Origin of the sequence: uncultured Phascolarctobacterium sp. (genome assembly GCF_958349595.1) — a bacterium.
GTDB lineage: Bacteria > Bacillota > Negativicutes > Acidaminococcales > Acidaminococcaceae > Phascolarctobacterium.
On the sequence record NZ_CATWDQ010000002.1, the window covers coordinates 81,687 to 99,214 of the forward strand.

The window sequence follows — 17,528 nt, forward strand, 5'->3', positions numbered from 1 at the left end:
GCGTGAACATAATGCTGCAACGAATTATAAGAGATTGGGACAGTAATGGTAAGGATACGGCGTCCAGATTAGCCGGAGCCAGGCAATATCTGACGCAGGGCAAGGCAGTGCCGGCTGAGGCCGCAGTAGCATTGCTGGAAGCAGTTCTCAGACCGGGCGATAAAGTAAATATCGAAGGAGATAATCAGAAACAGGCAGATTTTCTGGCTAAGTGTCTGTGCCAGGTCGATCCTGCTAAAATCCACGATCTGCATATGATCCAGTCAACGCTGAGTATCCCTGAACATTTGGATGTTTTTGAAAAGGGTATTGCTAAAAAACTCGATTTTTCTTATTCCGGTGGGCAGGGCGAACGTTTAGCCGGGCTCATGCGTGATGGGAAAATAGAAATCGGTGCGATCCACACTTATCTGGAGCTGTATGGCAGGTATTTTGTGGATTTGACGCCCAGGGTCGCTTTGCTGGTTGCCGAAAAGGCCGATCATGAAGGTAATCTTTATACAGGTTTCAGCACGGAAGATACCCCGGCGATCATTGAAGCTACTAAATTTAGAAAAGGCATCGTGATAGTACAGGTCAACGAAATCGTTGCTAAGCTGCCACGGGTGGATATTCCCGGAGACTGGGTGGATTTTGTCATCGAATCGCCGGAACCCTTTAAATTGGACCCGTTGTTTACCAAAGACCCGGCGTTGATTTCCGACGGAAAGATTTTGAAAGCGATGCTGGCGTTAAAAGGTATTTATCAGGAATACGAGATCAAGACGCTCAATCATGGGGTAGGCTTCGATACGGCGGCGATCGAGCTGATTTTACCGACTTATGGCGAAGAACTGGGGCTGAAAGGTAAAGTCTGTACCAATTTTATTTTGAATCCGCATCCGACGATTATCCCTGCCATTGAAACCGGTTGGGTACAGTCTATCCATTCTCCCGGCGGCGAGATCGGTATGGAAGAATATGTTAAGGCCCGCCCGGATATTTTCTTTATCGGGCCGGATGGCAATATGCGCTCCAACAGGGTCTTTACTCAGGTCGGCGGTCATTATGCCATTGATATGTTCATCGGCAGTACCTTACAGATCGATCCGTATGGCAACAGCAGTACCGCTACCAAAACCAGAGTAGCGGGCTTTGGCGGTGCGCCTAATCTGGGCTGTGATGCCAAAGGCAGACGGCATACTACAGCACCCTGGCTGCAATGCGGTGCAGAGCTGGGTGTCAGGGAAGAGTGCATAGGTACGGCGCAGCGTGGTAAAAAGCTGGTTGTGCAGCTGGTAGATACTCTCAGTAAAAAATTACAGCCCGGTTTTGTCGAAGAACTGGACGCGGTGACTTTAGCGCAGCATGCCGGGCTGTCGATCGAGCCGATCATGATTTATGGTGACGATCTGACTCATATTATTTCCGAAGTCGGTATCGCCTATCTGCATAAATGCAGAAATATGGCTGAACGTACAGCTGCTATTCGCGGTATTGCCGGAAAAACAGAGGTCGGCGCCAAAGCCGATCCGCAGGTAACTCAGCGACTGCGTGAACTGGGCATTATCAAAACGCCGGCTGATTTGCAGATAGATACTGCCAGAGCCAATAAATCATTGCTGGCCGCCAAAAGTATCCGCGAGCTGGTCGAATGGTCCGGCGGCCTGTATAATCCGCCGGCTAAATACAGAAACTGGTGAACGCAGGCAGAGCAGACAATAAGAAGGGTGTGATGATCAATGGAGTTAACAGTATTATTGGTATTGTGTCTGGTCATTTTTATAGCTTATAAGCGTAATATCAACACTGGTTTGCTGGGTATTGTTGCCGCATTTGTGCTGGGGTTTTTCATTCTGGTGCCGGCAGGGAAGACAGGGCTGATGGTGCCGATCTCTTCTGTTGCGGGCAAAGCCAAGCTGATTATTTCCGGCTGGAGTTCAAGTATGTTCCTGACCCTGCTGGGCGTAACGTTTTTGTTCGGTATTGCCAAAGTCAATCGGACACTGGAGATTTTAACTAAAAAAATAGTTTTTCTGGTCAACGGTAAAAAAAGCCTGCTGCCGATCGTAGTTTTTCTGATCGCTTTTGTAGTTTCGGCAATCGGGCCCGGCCCGGTCAACGGCATGGCGATAGTTGCGCCGATAGCGGCACAGATTGCAGACAGCGAAGGTTTAAACCCGTTCTTTATGATGATCGCTTCTTATGCGGGTAATCTGGCGGGCGGTCTGGCGCCTATCACGCCTTCCGGCTTTGTAGCTTCCAGCTATGCACAAAAGGGCGGCGTCGATTTGGGGTATAATTTGCTGTTGAATATGTTTATCGCTTTTACGCTGACCTTTATTGTAACTTATATTTTGATGAAGGGCTGGAAAGCAGACGAAGGCTGTGAAGTGAAACCGCAGCAGACCGTAGAAAAAATGAATGCTGTGAACTGGTTTACGTTGGGAGTTATCGCACTGGTGATCATGGCGGTAATTTTTGGCAATTACAATATCGGTCTGTGCGCTTTGACAGGAGCGGTACTGCTGATGCTTTTTGGAGCGGCTACGGAAAAAGAAGCGCTGGGGCAGATTCCCTGGGGTACGATCTTAATGGTCTGCGGTATGGGCGTGCTGGTCAATATCGTTGGATATGCCGGCGGCATCAAATATCTGACTGATGCGCTGACTCCTTACATCAACGAAACGACAGCGGCACCGATTATGCTTTTGAGCGGCGCTTTGATGTCCGCTGTGGCTTCGGCCAGCGGCGTCGTTATGCCGACGCTGATCCCCGTTGCTATCCAGCTGGGCAGTAATTTGGGATTAGATCCGAAGCCGCTGATCTATGGTATCGTTTTGGGTGCGCATTTCTCCTGCGTTTCTCCGTTCAGTACCGTAGGCGGACTGGCTCTGGGTGCTTTGGGCAATAATGTTGATAAACAGAAAATGTTCCTGTATTTTCTGCAGTTTGCCATTGGCAGCACTGTTGTCGGCGCGATCCTGGTTTATTTTAAATTGCTGCTGTATTTCTAAAAATTACTTTGAACGATCCTTTGTTCCGAAAGGGGCAGGGGATCGTTTTTGCGTGTAGGAACAGCTTTGCTGTCTATTAAAGATAAATTTTGACTAATAGCAAAAATTGAGTATATACTATAATCAAGCTGTAATTAGAAAATAATCAATAGAGTACTTTGGTGTGATTATTGAAATTACAGAAAAGAAGGTGTAGCTATGTGCTTGACAAATTTACCGTCAAAGATAGTGATTTGTGAGGTTGGACCGCGTGATGGTCTGCAAAATGAAAAGATCGATCTGACAGTAGAACAAAAAGTTGAATTGATCGAAAGGGCAGTAACTGCCGGAATCAAAATAATTGAAGTGGGTTCTTTTGTTAATCCTAAAGCAGTACCGCAAATGGCCGATACCGACCAAGTGGTACGAATGTTGAAGAAAGTTCCTGATGTGGAATACAGAGCGCTGATTTTTAATTTAAAGGGCTTACAGCGTGTGGAAGACTGCGGACTGACAAAAGCCAAGCTGACGGTTTCTGCCAGCCGTACACATTGTCTGCGCAATATGAATAAAACGCCTGAAGCTGCCGTTCAGAGTTTCGAGGAATGTTCTGCTTATGCTTCCGAGCATGGAATAGTGCTATCGGGGGCCATTTCGACCAGCTTTGGCTGTTCATTGGAAGGTACAGTACCTTTTGCACAGGTAGTTTCGGTGGCGAAATGTCTGCGCAGGCTGGGGATTACAGAAATTTCTCTGTCTGATACTACGGGTATGGCTAATCCCAGACAGGTCTATGAATATTGTGTAGCCGTGCAGCAGGAACTGCCTGATGTTTCATGGACTCTGCATTTTCATAATACCCGGGGTCTGGGACTGGCGAATGTACTTGCAGGAATGCAGGCCGGGATCAGTAGATTTGACGCCTGTTTTGCCGGCATCGGCGGTTGTCCGTTCGCCCCGGGGGCTTCGGGCAATATTGCAACGGAAGATCTGTTGAATATGTGCCGGGAAATGCAGATTGATACAGGTGTGGACCTTGAGCAGTATCTGGAGTTGGGTTATTTGGTAGAAAGGTATTTAGGCGGACAGCGATCCAGTGCGTTGTTGCGTGCCGGTACTTGCCAGGCTTTGGTAACTGACAGGCAGTAAAATCAAATTAAAGTAAAAATCCTTTCCGCTTTTCAGCGGAAAGGATTTTTTATTGTTATTAACCTTTAAGATATTTTTGGTCGAGTTCTTTGTATTTTTCTGCACCGATGAACTGCAGATATTCGTCAAAGGATAAAGTCATTCCGAGGTAGCCTTCGTCCGTATCGTGTTCTTTGATATAATTCATTACTGACATAAGGGCTGCCGTAGCTGCAAACAGACAACTCATAGGATAGGTGATGATTTTATAGCCCAGTTTGACGGCATCTGTAGCGGTCAGCCCATCGTTGATACCTTTGTTAGCATAAAGCCCCAGATGGATGGGACCGTTGATCTGGCTGGGATAGGCCAGCAGTTCTTCTTTGGTTTTGGGGATGACCTTGACCATATCAGCTCCGGCTTCCAGATAAATGTTGGCTCGTTCCACTGCTTCGGCAAAAGGTGCATTCGTGCGGGCGACAATAACAAAATTTTCGTCACGGCGCGTATCCGCTGCTGCTTTGATCTTACCAACCATTTCTTCGATACTGATATTTTCTGTCGCTTTGATGAAAGGGCAGTTTGGTGGTAGCTTCTGGTCTTCGATAAAGAGTCCTGCAATACCGGCTTTTTCAAATTCTCTGACGGTGCGGATAGTGTTGATAGCGTTGCCATAGCCGCCTTCGGCATCTGCCATAATGGGGATATCGACAGCGTCTGCCATTTTACCCAGGGCAGCGGCCATTTCGTTAAAAGCTAAAAGGCCGTTATCCGGTGTTCCCAAAATAGACCCGTGCATACCATAGCCTGTAGTTCCTGCCAGTTTAAAGCCTGCTGCTTCAATGGCTTTAGCCGAAAGAGCATCGTAAGCGCATGGTGCTACAAGCACCTCGTTGCCGGCCAGCAGCTGGCGCAGTTGTTGTGCTTTAGTAATCATAAGCCCGCCTCCTGTAACATATTTCTACAAGTTTATTGTACTGCGGCGTTTATCGTAAGTCTAATACGAAAATTAGATTGATTTTATAGAAATTGCCTATAACTGTCTAAATATGATAGTTGCTAATAATGAATTTTTTAACAGCAGCAGCAGTTTCTGACAGGAGTTTGTTTTTGGGCCAGGCCAGATAGATTGTACGCTTAAATTTGGCATCGTTGATCCTGATATATTTTACCGGCAGCGCGTCAATAGCAGGTACACGGGGCAATATGGAAATGCCAAGTCCCTGGATAATAAACTGCAGTGCCGCGTTACACTCCTTAACTTCAAAAGCTACGTTGGGAACGGTGTTATGCTCATGATAGAGTTTATCTATGATTGAACGAAGATTGCTGGCCTGGTCCAGCGCGATCAGAGGCTCACTGAGAAACGTATTGATATCGATATCGTCATAAACGGATAAAAAGTGATGCTGCGGAACTACCAGATACAGCTGTTGGATAAGCACTGGATAATATTCCAGTTTATCAGAGCTGTGCATGGTAAACCCAAGGTCTATCTGATCATTTTCCAGCATATTTTTGATATTTTCCGATAATTCCTGAGAAAAGTGAAAGGACAGGTCAAGGTCTTTGGCATTCTGATAGATTTTATTGATGATTTCTGGAATAAAGGTTGAAGAAATACTGTAAAAATAACCTAGTCTGACGATTTTAGCTTCCTGATTGGAAGCATGCTTTATTTTGTCGCAGCCTTCAGAAAGCAGGGCCAAAGCTTTTTCAACGTATGGCAAAAATTGTTTGCCATACTGTGTAAGCATTATTTTACGTCCCTTTTTTTCAAACAGTTCAATTCCCAGTTCTTTTTCCAGTTCCGCAATAGCATAGCTAAGGCTGGGCTGTGAAATATGCAGGACCTCAGAAGCTTTGGTATAGTGCAGAACAAAGGCCAGCGTTTGAAAATATTTTAATTGCAGCAGAGTCATCGTATTCACCTCTTCTGAAAATCATAGAATATATCTATAATATTATCATAATGGCAGATACAGGTAAATAACATTAAAACGCTTACTGAATGGGATATATAATTTATGAAATTATAAGTGATCTAGCAATTATAGATATTCTCTATAGGTTTGATTAAAAACAAGTATTAGACAGAAAACTGTCTGAAAATTACAATAAAATTAACCAAAGGTACTCTATTATCCGTAAGGGAGATGATTTGATGAGTAAAGTTACAGCAGAGCAAATTAAAGAATTAGAGTTGATGATTGCCAAAGCGAAAAAAGCCGCTGCAACCATTGAGAACTATGATCAGGCAAAAATCGATCGTTTATGCCAGGCTGTTGCCTGGGCGGTTTCTAATTTGCAGACATGGAAGGTATTGGCACAGGAAGCCGTTACAGAAACAGGTTTAGGTGAATATGCGTCAAAGGTCAATAAACGCAATAAGGTGCGGCTCATCCTGCGTGATTGTCTGAGACAAAAAAGCGTCGGCGTCATTGAAGAAGACCCGGCTAAAGGTCTGGTTAAGTATGGTAAACCAGTTGGAGTTATCGGCTGTCTGGTACCAACGACTAATCCGTGTCTTACGCCGGCCGGACAGGCAGTTTTTGCTGTGAAAGCCAGAGATGCAATGATTTTCTCGCCGCATCCGCGGGCCAAAAAAGTAACGGCTAAAACTGTAGAGATCATGCGGCTAGCTCTGGAAAAAGAAGGTGCTCCGGCCGATCTTTTGCAGGTTATTACTAATCCAAGTATCGACCTGACGCAGGAATTGATGCAAAGATGCGATCTGGTTATTGCTACTGGCGGTAAGGCAATGGTCAAAGCGGCTTACAGTTCCGGGACTCCCGCCTATGGTTCAGGTGCTGGCAATTCGACGATGATTATTGACGAAACGGCCGATGTTAAAGAAGCGGCACTGAATACTCGTATCAGTAAATGCTCGGACTATGGTTCAGGCTGTTCCTGCGACGGTAATTTAGTGGTGCACGCAGCGGTTTATGATGAAATGCTGCAGGCATTAAAGGATGAAGGGGCTTATGAAGCAACTCTGGCAGAGGCCGAAGCTCTCAAAAAAGTCCTTTGGGATGAACAGGGGCATAGGCTGCCGGATACAGTAGCGATTTCACCGCAGCAGCTTGCGGCAGCAGCCGGTTTTAATATTGACAGCAAATATAAATTTATTATGGTGATTGGAGATAAAATCGGTAAGGAACATTTCTTCTCCAGCGAAAAGCTGACGACGCTGTTGACAGTATTCAAATATGACGGCGAATTTGAGAACGCTTTGACGATGATGCGTGCTATTTACGAAGTCGGCGGTAAAGGTCATTCCTGCGGTATCTATTCGTTCAACGACGAACATATTCACCGGTTGGCAATGGCGGCGCCTGTTTCCCGCATTATGGTAAGGCAGCCGCAGAATAAGGCGAACGCCGGTGCTGCTACTAACGGTATGCCGGCAACTTCTTCAATGGGCTGTGGTACCTGGGGGGGCAATATCGTTTCCGAAAATATTTGTCTGAAGCATTATATGAATACAACCTGGGTCGCACGGCCTATCCCCGAAGATATGCCGTCTCTGCAGGAGCTCTTCGGGGAATATTACGATGAGCAGCTAGAGAAATGACCAGAAAGATAAGTCTGATGTAAGGGAGGGTGTAAGATGACATTTGCTTCGCTACTGACTGATATGCAGCTTTTGGGTGCTTTGATGATACTGGGCTTTATTGTCCGCGAGTTTTGTAAACCTATTCAAAAGCTGTACATACCTACTTCAATGCTGGCTGGGTTTATTGCCTTGCTTTTAGGTCAGCAGGTACTGGGAGTGCTGGAAATCCCCAAATCCTTTGGCAGTTATGCCGGGGCGCTGATCGGTGTGGTATTGACCTGTATCGTATTTGGCATTACTTTTGATAAGGAAAGATTGCGCAATTATGTTGATTATACTTGTATCTGTATCGCTATTTGGGGTATGCAGCTACTGGTTGGCCTGCCGTTAGGCGATTTTCTGGCGAAGATATGGCCGGGACTTCCTGAAGGATGGGGGCTGCTGGGTGTATTTTCTTTCTGGGGCGGACATGGTACTGCAGGTGCGGCTGGAACGGCTTTGGAAAAGCTGGGCTCCGAAGGCGCGCTGGGTATGGGCATGATCTTATCGACACTGGGTCTGATGGCGGCGGTTACAGTCGGTATGGTCATGGTCAACTGGGGTATCCGTAAAGGTTATGCCGCTTATACAAAAGTCCCTGCCAGTGGCTATGACCCTACTTTAGGTGGAGTTCTGCCCAAGGATAAGCAGAAACCGATAGGTGTTACCAGAGTGTCTACTAGCGGCATTAATGCCTTAATCTTTCAGTTTGCCATGATTATGTTTTGTATGTGGTTCGGCGGTATCATTATTAAAGGGCTCGCGCTTGTCTATGCTCCGATCGGACACATCAATAGTATGGTTTACGGTATGCTGGGCGCGGCTATCGTCAGATATTTTATGTGGAAAACGAAAACGGATGGTTATCTGGACAAAGCTGCTGTGAATAATATTTCCGGTATGACATTGGATATTATCATTATTTCGGCGGTAGCAACTATCAAACTAAGTCTGGTAACTACTTTTATCGTACCAATATTGATCTATACTATTTTAGTATTGGGAATGACAATGGCTATCGGTATCTTTTTCTGTAAGCATTGCTGTAAACATGAATGGTTTGAAAAAGCCTGTTGTTTATTCGGTATGGCTTCAGGAGCTGTACCAACAGGGTTGGCTCTGGTACGTGCGGTCGATCCTGATGGTAAATCGTCTGCGCCGGATGCGCAAGGGATCGCCTCCTCATTTTTCTCACCTGTTTTTGGTACGATGCCGGTTATCCTACCGGCTTTGTATATGGCAGGTCAGATGGTTTATTGCCTTGGTATTGGTGTAGGGCTGGGTATCGTGCCGCTGGCCATCGCCTGGATCTTATTTGCCCGCAAAGGCTGAAGTGATTTTAGGATAATCTCTATAGTTATGAGACTGAATGAATTTTGAATTCATTCAGTCTTTTTTTATTTTTAAACAGCAGTTAATAGTTTCAATACCACCGCTCAGGCAGAGCGGTGGTATTTTTTTGATTTATTGGACCGGTTATCAGCTGGTAAAGTGAATATTTCCTGTAACTTCGGCGGCTATCAAACCGTAAGGGCAATAACGCAGCCAAACTGCGTCGAAAATATCTGTTTGTATGTCTTGTGGGGGGGTGCAAACGTGCTATAATGACTTTGTATAAATAATAACAAATATTTTTGACGTAAAAAGCTAAAAATATTAAAAATCTAAAAGTGCGCATTGCAGAGTTTCCAAGCAATATCTCAGTGCCTTCAAAATGAGGTGAAAAGATGTACGACGAAAAATGCCTGACGCGTATCGGCGGCAATATCCGCTTCCTGCGCGCTGCCTGTCAGATCAGCCAGCAGGAAATGGCCGAACGTATCGGTGTCAGTCAGACCCATCTGAGTAATTTAGAGCATAATCACGTGCAGATCAGCCTGAAGCTGCTGCTGCGCATCGCCAATCTTTTAGGCTGCAGCCTGGAAACACTTTTAGATGCCAGAAAAGCTTCCGATTGGGTCAGTAGCAGATGTGAGTCTGACGAAACACGACAGGAGTTTTATTCGCCGGAAGAGGTACAGCAGCTGCTAAAGCTGCTGCGCTTATCAAAACAATAAAGAGCCAGTACCGCAGCAGTAGCTGCGAGGATTAGCCAGACAGGCTTTTATATTAAAACAACCAAAACTTATTTTTAACGCAAAGGGAGAGGGATGTTATGAAAAAGAAGGGTTTGACAGTGGCGCTGCTTTTAAGCTGCGCCACAGCAGCTGCCGCACCGGCGCTGCCCAGTACCAACAGCGATCTGCGCGCGCTGGAACAAAACAAGGCGCAGACACCGCAGCAGGCGGAACTGACCAGCACGCAGACAGAAGGGGAGAAACTGACCGGGAAGCAAAGCTTTGCCGTCAATGCTATCAGCTTTACCAGTCCCGACAGTATCGATGCGGCAGCTTATGCCCCGCTCGTAGCGGACTATGTCGGGCAGGAGCTGACCCTGAGCCAGCTGCAGCAGGCTGCCGATAAGGTAACAGCTTACCTGCGCAGTCAGGGCTATACCGTTGCTACAGCCTTTATACCCCCGCAGCAGATCAAGGACGGTGTCGTCGAAATGCGTATCCTGCTGGGGCAGCTGGGGCAGGTAACAGTCAACAACAAATCCGGACTGGCAGACACCGTTATCAGCAGCTTCATCAGCAGACTGCACAGCGGTACGGATATTAAAACAAACGAACTGGAAACGGTGCTCAACAACCTCAACGACCTGCCCGGCGTCAGTGCCGCAGGTCTGCTCAAGGCAGGACAAACAGTTGGCAGCAGTGATCTTGAGATCATCGTTGCCAATAAAAAAGCCGTGGAAACGATTTTGTATGCCGATAATCACGGCGGTAAATACAGCGGCCGCTACCGTTACGGCTTGCAGACGACTATCAACGACCCCGGCCGCATCGGTGACAAATTTACCGTAGGCGGCACATTAAGCAATGAAGATATGCGCAACTATAACATTGGCTACGAACTGCCCGTCAGCGGTGACGGCAGCCGTCTGGGTATTGCCTACAGCCAGATGGATTATACCCTGGGCGACTACTTCAGCCTGCTGGACGCAGTTGGCAAAGCCAAAACCTTCAGCATTTATGGCAGTACGCCCCTGACCAATACCAGCAGCAGTAAACTGGAACTGGTCTACGGCTACGACAACCGCCAGCTGCAGGACGAAATGCACCTGTTTGGCTACAACGCCAAAAAAAGCAGCAATGCCCTGCATACCGGTATCAGCGGCAGCAGCCGCGGCCGGGGCAGCTATACAGGCTACAGCGCCCTGTACTATTGGGGGCAGCTCACCAACGAAGATTTTGACAGCGTGACAGAAGGCAGCTTCCAGAAACTGACCGGTGACGTCAACCACAGCCGCCGCTTGGGCAACACAGTATACCTGCTGCTGAACTTCCACAGCCAGCTGGCTAATAAGCAGCTGGACGGCAGTGAGCAGTTCAGCCTGGGCGGCGCCAACGGTGTACGCGCCTATCCGCAGGGCGAGGCCAGCGGCGACAGCGGTTATCAGGCTACAGCCGAGCTGCGCTATAATACGTCTCTGCCGCATCTCAGCCTGGCGACCTTTGTCGATTTCGGCGAAGTGCTGCAAAGGGGCTATGACGACCGGCACCGTAATCTGGCAGGCTGGGGCGTGGGCGTACAGTATGCCAAAGCAGGGGATTATTACCTGCGGCTGGACTATGCACGTAAGCTTAACGGCGAAGAGTTCCAAAGCGAGGATAAAGACAAGAACGGCCGCCTGTGGTTCCAGGCTTATAAACTGTTCTAGCCGAAGCTGGCAGAGAAAAACTAATGCGAGGAGTGGGAACGATGAAATATAACAAAACTTATTTAGCCAGACGCCTGGTATTATCACTGATCATCGGCGGCATGTTTGTCAGCAGCGCTGCCTATGCGCTGCCACAGGGCGGCTCAGTCGTAGGCGGCAGCAACAGCGGTACTATCGGCGGCAGCGGCAATATCATGGATATCACCGGGAAAGGCAATAATAACGTGGCGATAAGATGGGAGCAGTTCAATATCGCCAACGGGGAAACCGTCAATTTTAAAAATATGGCCAGTGTGCTGAACTATGTCACCGGCAATACTAAAAGTGAGATCTACGGCGCATTGAACGGACAGGGCGTCAATGTCTTTCTGTTCAATCCTAACGGTATTCTGTTTGGCAAAGGTGCGGCGGTCAACGTAGGCAGTCTGCATGCTTCTACAGGTAAAATGACCGACGAGAATATCAATGGCTTTAACGGTACGCCGACGGTCGACCTGAGTAATGTTACTGCCGATGTACTCAATCTGGGCGTGATCCGCGCCGATAAAGTGACGATAGAAGGGGTCAATATCAGCCTGGGCAATGCTGCCGATATCCAAAAACAAAACGGGGATGCCGTAACGGCTGCCGATAAGGCGAACTATGTCCTCAAAGCAGACGGCACTATTAATGTCGGCTACGAAACGACGGGGACGAAGACATTTTCTGTAATAGAAAATGGTACCAGTACAGATCATACGATAAGGGATTATAATACAGGCGCGGCAGACAAAGGTAGCACTTTATTTACCGGCAGCAAAATTAATGGCAGCGATGCTAATACCATCAACGACTGTATGCTGATCAGCGATATTTATGAGCTGCAGAATATTCAGGATGATAGAACTGGTCGATATATGCTGACAAATAATATTGCCGGTGCTGTAACGAAAACCTGGAATAACGGTGCTGGTTTTACACCTTTACATGCAAGCACAAGTTGGAAATTTTTAGGCGTGTTTGATGGCCTTGGCTATACGATCAGTGATCTGTATATAAATAACAGTACCAGCCAATATGGCGGTCTGTTTGGGGTATCTGCCGGAAAGATCGCTAATGTGCAGCTTACTGGAATCGACTATACTTTTACTGGGAGTGTTATTGGTGCTGGCGGCCTGGTTGGCTATAATGTAGGTGTCAGCAATATAGTAACAGGCAGCGTCAGAAATGTGCAGACTGACGGTAAGATTGTGGCCAATAATTTGACATCAATGTTTAACTATATTGGTGGCATTGTGGGAGTTAATGGCAATACCGTTCAAGGGGTAAGCGGTACTCCTACCCCGACAAATGCTGTTTGTATTATCCAAAATGCTGTGAGCAATGTAGATATTACGGCCGATGGTGCTACCAATCTCTATGTCGGCGGGATAGCAGGTTACAACAGTTATTCTAAGCCATACAATGAAACAGGCGTGATCAAGAACGTGAAGAATGCAGGTACTATCACTGTTACCAACAGCAGTCAGGGGAACACCGGCGGTATCGTCGGCACAAATAACGGTGGTCAGGTCAGCAAGGCAGAAAATACGGGTGCGGTAACAGGAACCTGGCACGTAGGCGGAATTTTAGGTTATAGTAACAATTCCGATAATACTAATGTGGTAAACAGCGAGCTGCATAACTCTGGCACAGTGACAGGAGTGGAAGCTTTCTCATATGCAGGAGGCATTGTGGGTCAAGTGTATCAGGGAAAATTTGAGGATATCAGTAATAGTGGTGCTGTTATAGTAAATGCGACCAATACAGGATATGCTGGCGGCATTATTGGTCATAATTCCTCTACGAATTCTTCAGGGAGTTTTACTAATCTCAGCAACAGTGGTGCTGTGACAATCACAGTGGGTATATCAGGATATGCTGGCGGTATTTTTGGGGAAAATGATGCCGCATTAGAATTTGAGAAGTTCAATAATAGCGGTACAATTAAAGGCAATGGGTGGATTGGTGGTATTATTGGCTATAATAATGGAGGTGCAATAAAAAACAGCTATAATACAGGCGTTGTCGCAGGAACAGGAGCGGGTGCGCTACAGTTGTTAGTTGGAGGTATCGTTGGTAATAACAATTCTGGCAATATTACTAATGTCTATAATACTGGTGCTGTCAGCGCAGATAAAGGTACTTCGACGAAAACCTGCTTTGCAGGTGGTATTGTTGCTGGTAATAAGGGCCAGATTAAAAATACTTATAATACGGGTTCAGTGAAGGTTGAAAACGGAGCCATTGGTAACGGTATCGTTGCAGCCGGTAATGGAGTTATTAGCAATGCTTTTTACTTTGATCCTGCCACGCAGCTTTATTATGACTATAGTGGAAACACATATGTAACAACAGAAGATTTTAACACGGCTTTTATGACGGGAGCAGCAGCCAACGGCGAGCAGGACGCCTGGCTGGGGTATAGTGCCGGGCAAAGTACGCCGTTGTTACAGGGGTTCCTGTCACCGCTGGACATCAGCGTCGGCGATATTGAGATCGAGATAACTGCCGGTACTGCTTATACTGATTTAGCGCAGGCAGTTATTGATAAACTGACCGCTATGGGAGTAGATTTTGACCCGAGTAAAATCAAAGCCTTAGAGGTGAAGGAAGCGGGTACCTATGATTTAAGTGCGCTGTTATATTCTACGCAGGACGGCTATAAGATCACTGTTGGCGATGGCGGTAAGTTAACGGTCACAATTAAGACTGAAAAACCTGGAAGACTGCCGGTTGACCCGTCCGTTATTGATAGTGCGTCCTATAAGACTGCGCTGATCAATGTGCAGCATACGGATGACGAATTAAAGGCAGTGCGCCAAAAACTGGAATCAGAAAAGCGTGCTGAAGATGAAGCAGGCAGAGTGAGAATTCAGGGGACAGGCATCAGGATGTAAGCTTCTTGCTCAGAGTAAATATAAACAAAGAACTCATAAAACAAAAGTTTTGTGGGTTCTTTGTTATTTTCTAATATCGTAACTAAATAATAAAAATATCTAATTTGCTTAGCTTGTTTCTTTGGCAGAATAGTTCTATAATATTATTAATAAATAATAGTTTTAGTTTTGATGCGGAGTGAAGCCTATGCTAAGTATGTTCAAAAACAAACTTTTACAGATCCATAAACAAAGCAAAGAGGCAAAAGAACTGCTGCGCTTTATCGGGCCCGGCATTCTGGTGACAGTCGGTTTTATTGATCCGGGTAACTGGGCGGCTAATTTGGCGGCCGGCGCGGATCATGGGTATGCCCTGCTGTGGGTTGTGACTTTATCAACGTTGATGCTGATTTTATTGCAGCATAATGTGGCGCATTTGGGTATTGTTACTGGTGAATGTCTGTCAGAGGCGGCGACTAAATTTCTGCCGAAACGAGTTTCACGTCCGATCCTGGTGACAGCGATCATGGCGGCGCAGGCAACTGCGCTGGCTGAAATCTTAGGCGCGGCGATTGCTCTTAATATGCTGTTTGGTATCCCGATCATGGTTGGCGCTATAATTACAGCTGTTGTTTGCACTGTGATGCTGTGGACTAATTCTTACAGCCGTTTGGAAACATGGATCGCAGGTTTTGTTTCTGTGATCGCCATGTCTTATTTGTTTGAAATCTCAATGGTACATATTGACTGGCCTCAGGCTGTTATCAACTGGACGGTACCGAATATCCCGGCAGGCTCGATGCTGGTGGTCATGAGTATTTTAGGCGCAGTTATCATGCCGCATAATTTATTTCTGCATTCTGAAATTATCCAAAGCCGGCACTGGAATCTGGAAGATAAAAAAATGATGGAGAAACAGCTGCGTTTTGAATTTGTCGATACGCTTTTTTCTATGAGTATCGGCTGGGCGATCAATAGTGCCATGATTTTACTGGCGGCAGCGACCTTTTTCGTTCGCGGTGTCAGCGTCAGTGAATTGCAGCAGGCACAGGAGCTGCTGGTGCCGCTTTTAGGTGCGAATGCCGCGCATATTTTTGCGATAGCGTTGCTTTTTGCCGGTATTGCTTCTACGACTACGGCAGGCATGGCAGGCGTTACTATTTTTTCCGGGATGTTCGGCGAACCTTACGATATGAAAGATATTCATTCACGAGTCGGGCTGCTGCTGACTTTTGTCCCCGCCGTCATTGTGCTTTACTTTATCAATGATCCTTTCTGGGGGTTGATTGTCAGCCAGATGCTGCTCAGCGTACAGCTGCCGCTGACTGTTTTCATGCAGATCTGGCTCACTTCTTCGAAAAAAGTCATGGGTGAATATGCTAATAAACCCTTTACCAAAGGTTTGTTGTATGCGGTAGGTATTATTGTTACGGCGCTTAATCTGTATCTTTTATATGTCAGCCTGCAATAAATTTGCTGCCTGAGAAACAAAAGAGTTCCCGCTTAGCGGGAACTCTTTTGTTATTAATAGATCAGTTTTTATTGCCCAGCTGTTCCAGCATAGTGGCGACGCTGAAGGGCTTGTTTTCCAGTAAAGCATCGATACGCATGGTGATCAGCGGGTGCTGGCTGAGTCTGCGTGCCGTAATAAGCGCTGCGCGCAGAGCCGGTGTCAGTTGTTCGTGGCCCCATTCTTCGAGAATAATGGAAGCGGCGCCGCGGGGCCAGTCATAAATAGAAGTCAAGGCTGCCGTGACGATGGGGATTCCCGTTCCGGGATGGGTTTCCAGATATTTTAGCGGTATCAAAAGCGCTGTCTCCGACTGGGTGTAGATACTGAGATTTTTTTCGATGAAAGTCAGTACCTTTTGCGGTCGGTCGTCATTTTCAAAGCCTAAAAGATAAGGGAACAGACCGCTTTCCAGGGGATGCTGTTTAAGATAATCGAAAAGACGTTCCCAGATATCAAGATCAAGTTCGAAAGCAAATTCGGCAATAGTATAGTCGATGCTGCCGTCTTTTTTGAACAGCTGTTCCTGCACTTCCTGCTGCCAGTCACGGCTGTAGATCAGCTTTTCACAGCGGCTCACCAGTTCGTGGCAGGTGTTGGACGGTAGTGCTGCCCAGTTATTGTCAGTGATCAGTTTTTGCAGGCCAAGGGAAAGATTGATGATACCAATCAAATCGGCAGGACTGCCGGCGTAGCGTTCTGCATGGCGCAGCAGCTCACGGATCAGCGTTTCGGTATCGATGCCGCTGATGTCGATGTAAGTAGGGTCTCCTTTACCAATGTAGTAACGGTCGAGCATCATGACAAAATTATTGATGATCAAGAGGCAGCCACGGTAGGTTGCGTAGTCCAGCTGCTGTTGGCGCAAATGGTGCAGCAGCCGGCCTTTCCGCATTACGACCAGGCAGACCGGCGCATAATCTATTTCGATTTCGCAGCCGTGGTGCAGCAGCCAGACTTCCTGTTCTTCTGCTGTACATTCGAGGTCATACAGAGTGAAGATCCGGCCCCAGCCTTTGGTAGAACGCGCCAGTTCCCACAATTCTTCCTGTGGAGCGATGTTGTTGATGCGGTAGGCAAAGGTCAGGAAAAAGGTAAATTCTTCGCAGCGGCACAGATCTACCAGATCGTCCCAGAGATTTTCGGAATGTTCACGGCGCAGTGTTTCCAGGCCAAAGACAGCCAGCAGCACGATGGCATATTTGACCAGCTCGCGTTTGTGCGCAGTATACAGCCAGTCTTCTGCTAGTGCCAGCAGTGCTTCAGGCACTTCATTTTCTGACAGCAGTTCTACTAACGGGTCGCAGATACTGATGCATAAGATTTTGGTCAGGGCTTCTCCCAAAACGGCCTTTGCTGCAGCAGAAGGTTCATCGGCATAGGCCAGCAGCATACTGCAGACGGCTTCGGCACCGGGCAGGTCAGGCGGCATTTCGGCAGTATAGACATAGGCGTCGTCGCTGCCTAAGGGACGCGGTAAGGATGGCGTTGGGTCGTCGATCAGTGCTCCGCCCTGATAAATGCCGTTTTCATCTATGTGTTCGATTATATAAGCAAAAATACTCAGTTCATTTTTAGTCATAAAAATACTTCCCCGGTTTTCTGAAATTATGCCTATTATACCACATACGTTTATTATTGGCAGAAAAAAATGCCCTGC

12 protein-coding genes are annotated in these 17,528 nt (G+C 46.9%); 9 read left to right on the forward strand and 3 right to left on the reverse strand.

The window, feature by feature from the left end; genetic code table 11:
• Positions 1–11: 11 nt before the first annotated feature.
• The 3 genes from mdcA to Q4G98_RS02060 all read left to right on the forward strand — a co-directional run bounded on the left by mdcA (position 12) and on the right by Q4G98_RS02060 (position 4,124).
• Positions 12–1,682, forward strand: a complete 1,671-nt coding sequence (gene mdcA / locus Q4G98_RS02050; protein ID WP_298563189.1) for a malonate decarboxylase subunit alpha — start codon at positions 12–14, stop codon at positions 1,680–1,682.
• A 39-nt stretch (positions 1,683–1,721) separates the two neighbouring features.
• Positions 1,722–2,996 (forward strand): SLC13 family permease, encoded by a 1,275-nt coding sequence (locus tag Q4G98_RS02055; RefSeq protein ID WP_298563187.1) that lies wholly within the window; start codon positions 1,722–1,724, stop codon positions 2,994–2,996.
• 198 nt (positions 2,997–3,194) lie between these two features.
• On the forward strand, positions 3,195–4,124 hold the full coding sequence (locus Q4G98_RS02060) for a hydroxymethylglutaryl-CoA lyase (protein ID WP_298563184.1): 930 nt from the start codon (positions 3,195–3,197) through the stop codon (positions 4,122–4,124).
• A 58-nt stretch (positions 4,125–4,182) separates the two neighbouring features.
• On the opposite strand, the gene Q4G98_RS02065 is transcribed toward Q4G98_RS02060, so the two are convergent.
• On the reverse strand, positions 4,183–5,040 hold the full coding sequence (locus tag Q4G98_RS02065; protein WP_298563180.1) for an oxaloacetate decarboxylase: 858 nt from the start codon (positions 5,038–5,040) through the stop codon (positions 4,183–4,185).
• Positions 5,041–5,146: 106 nt separating this feature from the next.
• Positions 5,147–6,025, reverse strand: coding sequence for a LysR family transcriptional regulator (locus tag Q4G98_RS02070; RefSeq protein WP_293717817.1), 879 nt, complete (start codon positions 6,023–6,025; stop codon positions 5,147–5,149).
• Positions 6,026–6,264: 239 nt separating this feature from the next.
• On the opposite strand from Q4G98_RS02070, the gene Q4G98_RS02075 reads away from it, so the two are divergent.
• The 6 genes from Q4G98_RS02075 (at position 6,265) to Q4G98_RS02100 (ending at position 15,829) form a co-directional block, all read left to right on the forward strand.
• Positions 6,265–7,677: an aldehyde dehydrogenase family protein gene (locus tag Q4G98_RS02075; RefSeq protein ID WP_366916957.1), complete on the forward strand. Its 1,413-nt coding sequence runs from the start codon at positions 6,265–6,267 to the stop codon at positions 7,675–7,677.
• Between the two features lie 36 nt (positions 7,678–7,713).
• Entirely contained in the window at positions 7,714–9,030 is a 1,317-nt protein-coding gene (locus tag Q4G98_RS02080) for a sodium:glutamate symporter (RefSeq protein WP_177559182.1), read from the forward strand.
• Between the two features lie 395 nt (positions 9,031–9,425).
• A complete protein-coding gene (locus Q4G98_RS02085) occupies positions 9,426–9,755 on the forward strand; it encodes a helix-turn-helix domain-containing protein (protein ID WP_298563173.1) in 330 nt (109 codons plus the stop codon).
• 98 nt (positions 9,756–9,853) lie between these two features.
• A complete protein-coding gene (locus Q4G98_RS02090) occupies positions 9,854–11,461 on the forward strand; it encodes a ShlB/FhaC/HecB family hemolysin secretion/activation protein (RefSeq protein WP_298563170.1) in 1,608 nt (535 codons plus the stop codon).
• Between the two features lie 41 nt (positions 11,462–11,502).
• Positions 11,503–14,379: a filamentous hemagglutinin N-terminal domain-containing protein gene (locus Q4G98_RS02095; RefSeq protein WP_301961813.1), complete on the forward strand. Its 2,877-nt coding sequence runs from the start codon at positions 11,503–11,505 to the stop codon at positions 14,377–14,379.
• A 187-nt stretch (positions 14,380–14,566) separates the two neighbouring features.
• Complete coding sequence (locus Q4G98_RS02100; RefSeq protein WP_298563167.1) at positions 14,567–15,829, forward strand: Nramp family divalent metal transporter; 1,263 nt, start codon at positions 14,567–14,569, stop codon at positions 15,827–15,829.
• A 61-nt stretch (positions 15,830–15,890) separates the two neighbouring features.
• Here the strand turns inward: Q4G98_RS02100 and Q4G98_RS02105 are convergent, their stop codons facing one another.
• Positions 15,891–17,450, reverse strand: a complete 1,560-nt coding sequence (locus tag Q4G98_RS02105; protein WP_301961814.1) for a hypothetical protein — start codon at positions 17,448–17,450, stop codon at positions 15,891–15,893.
• Between the last annotated feature and the right edge of the window lie 78 nt (positions 17,451–17,528).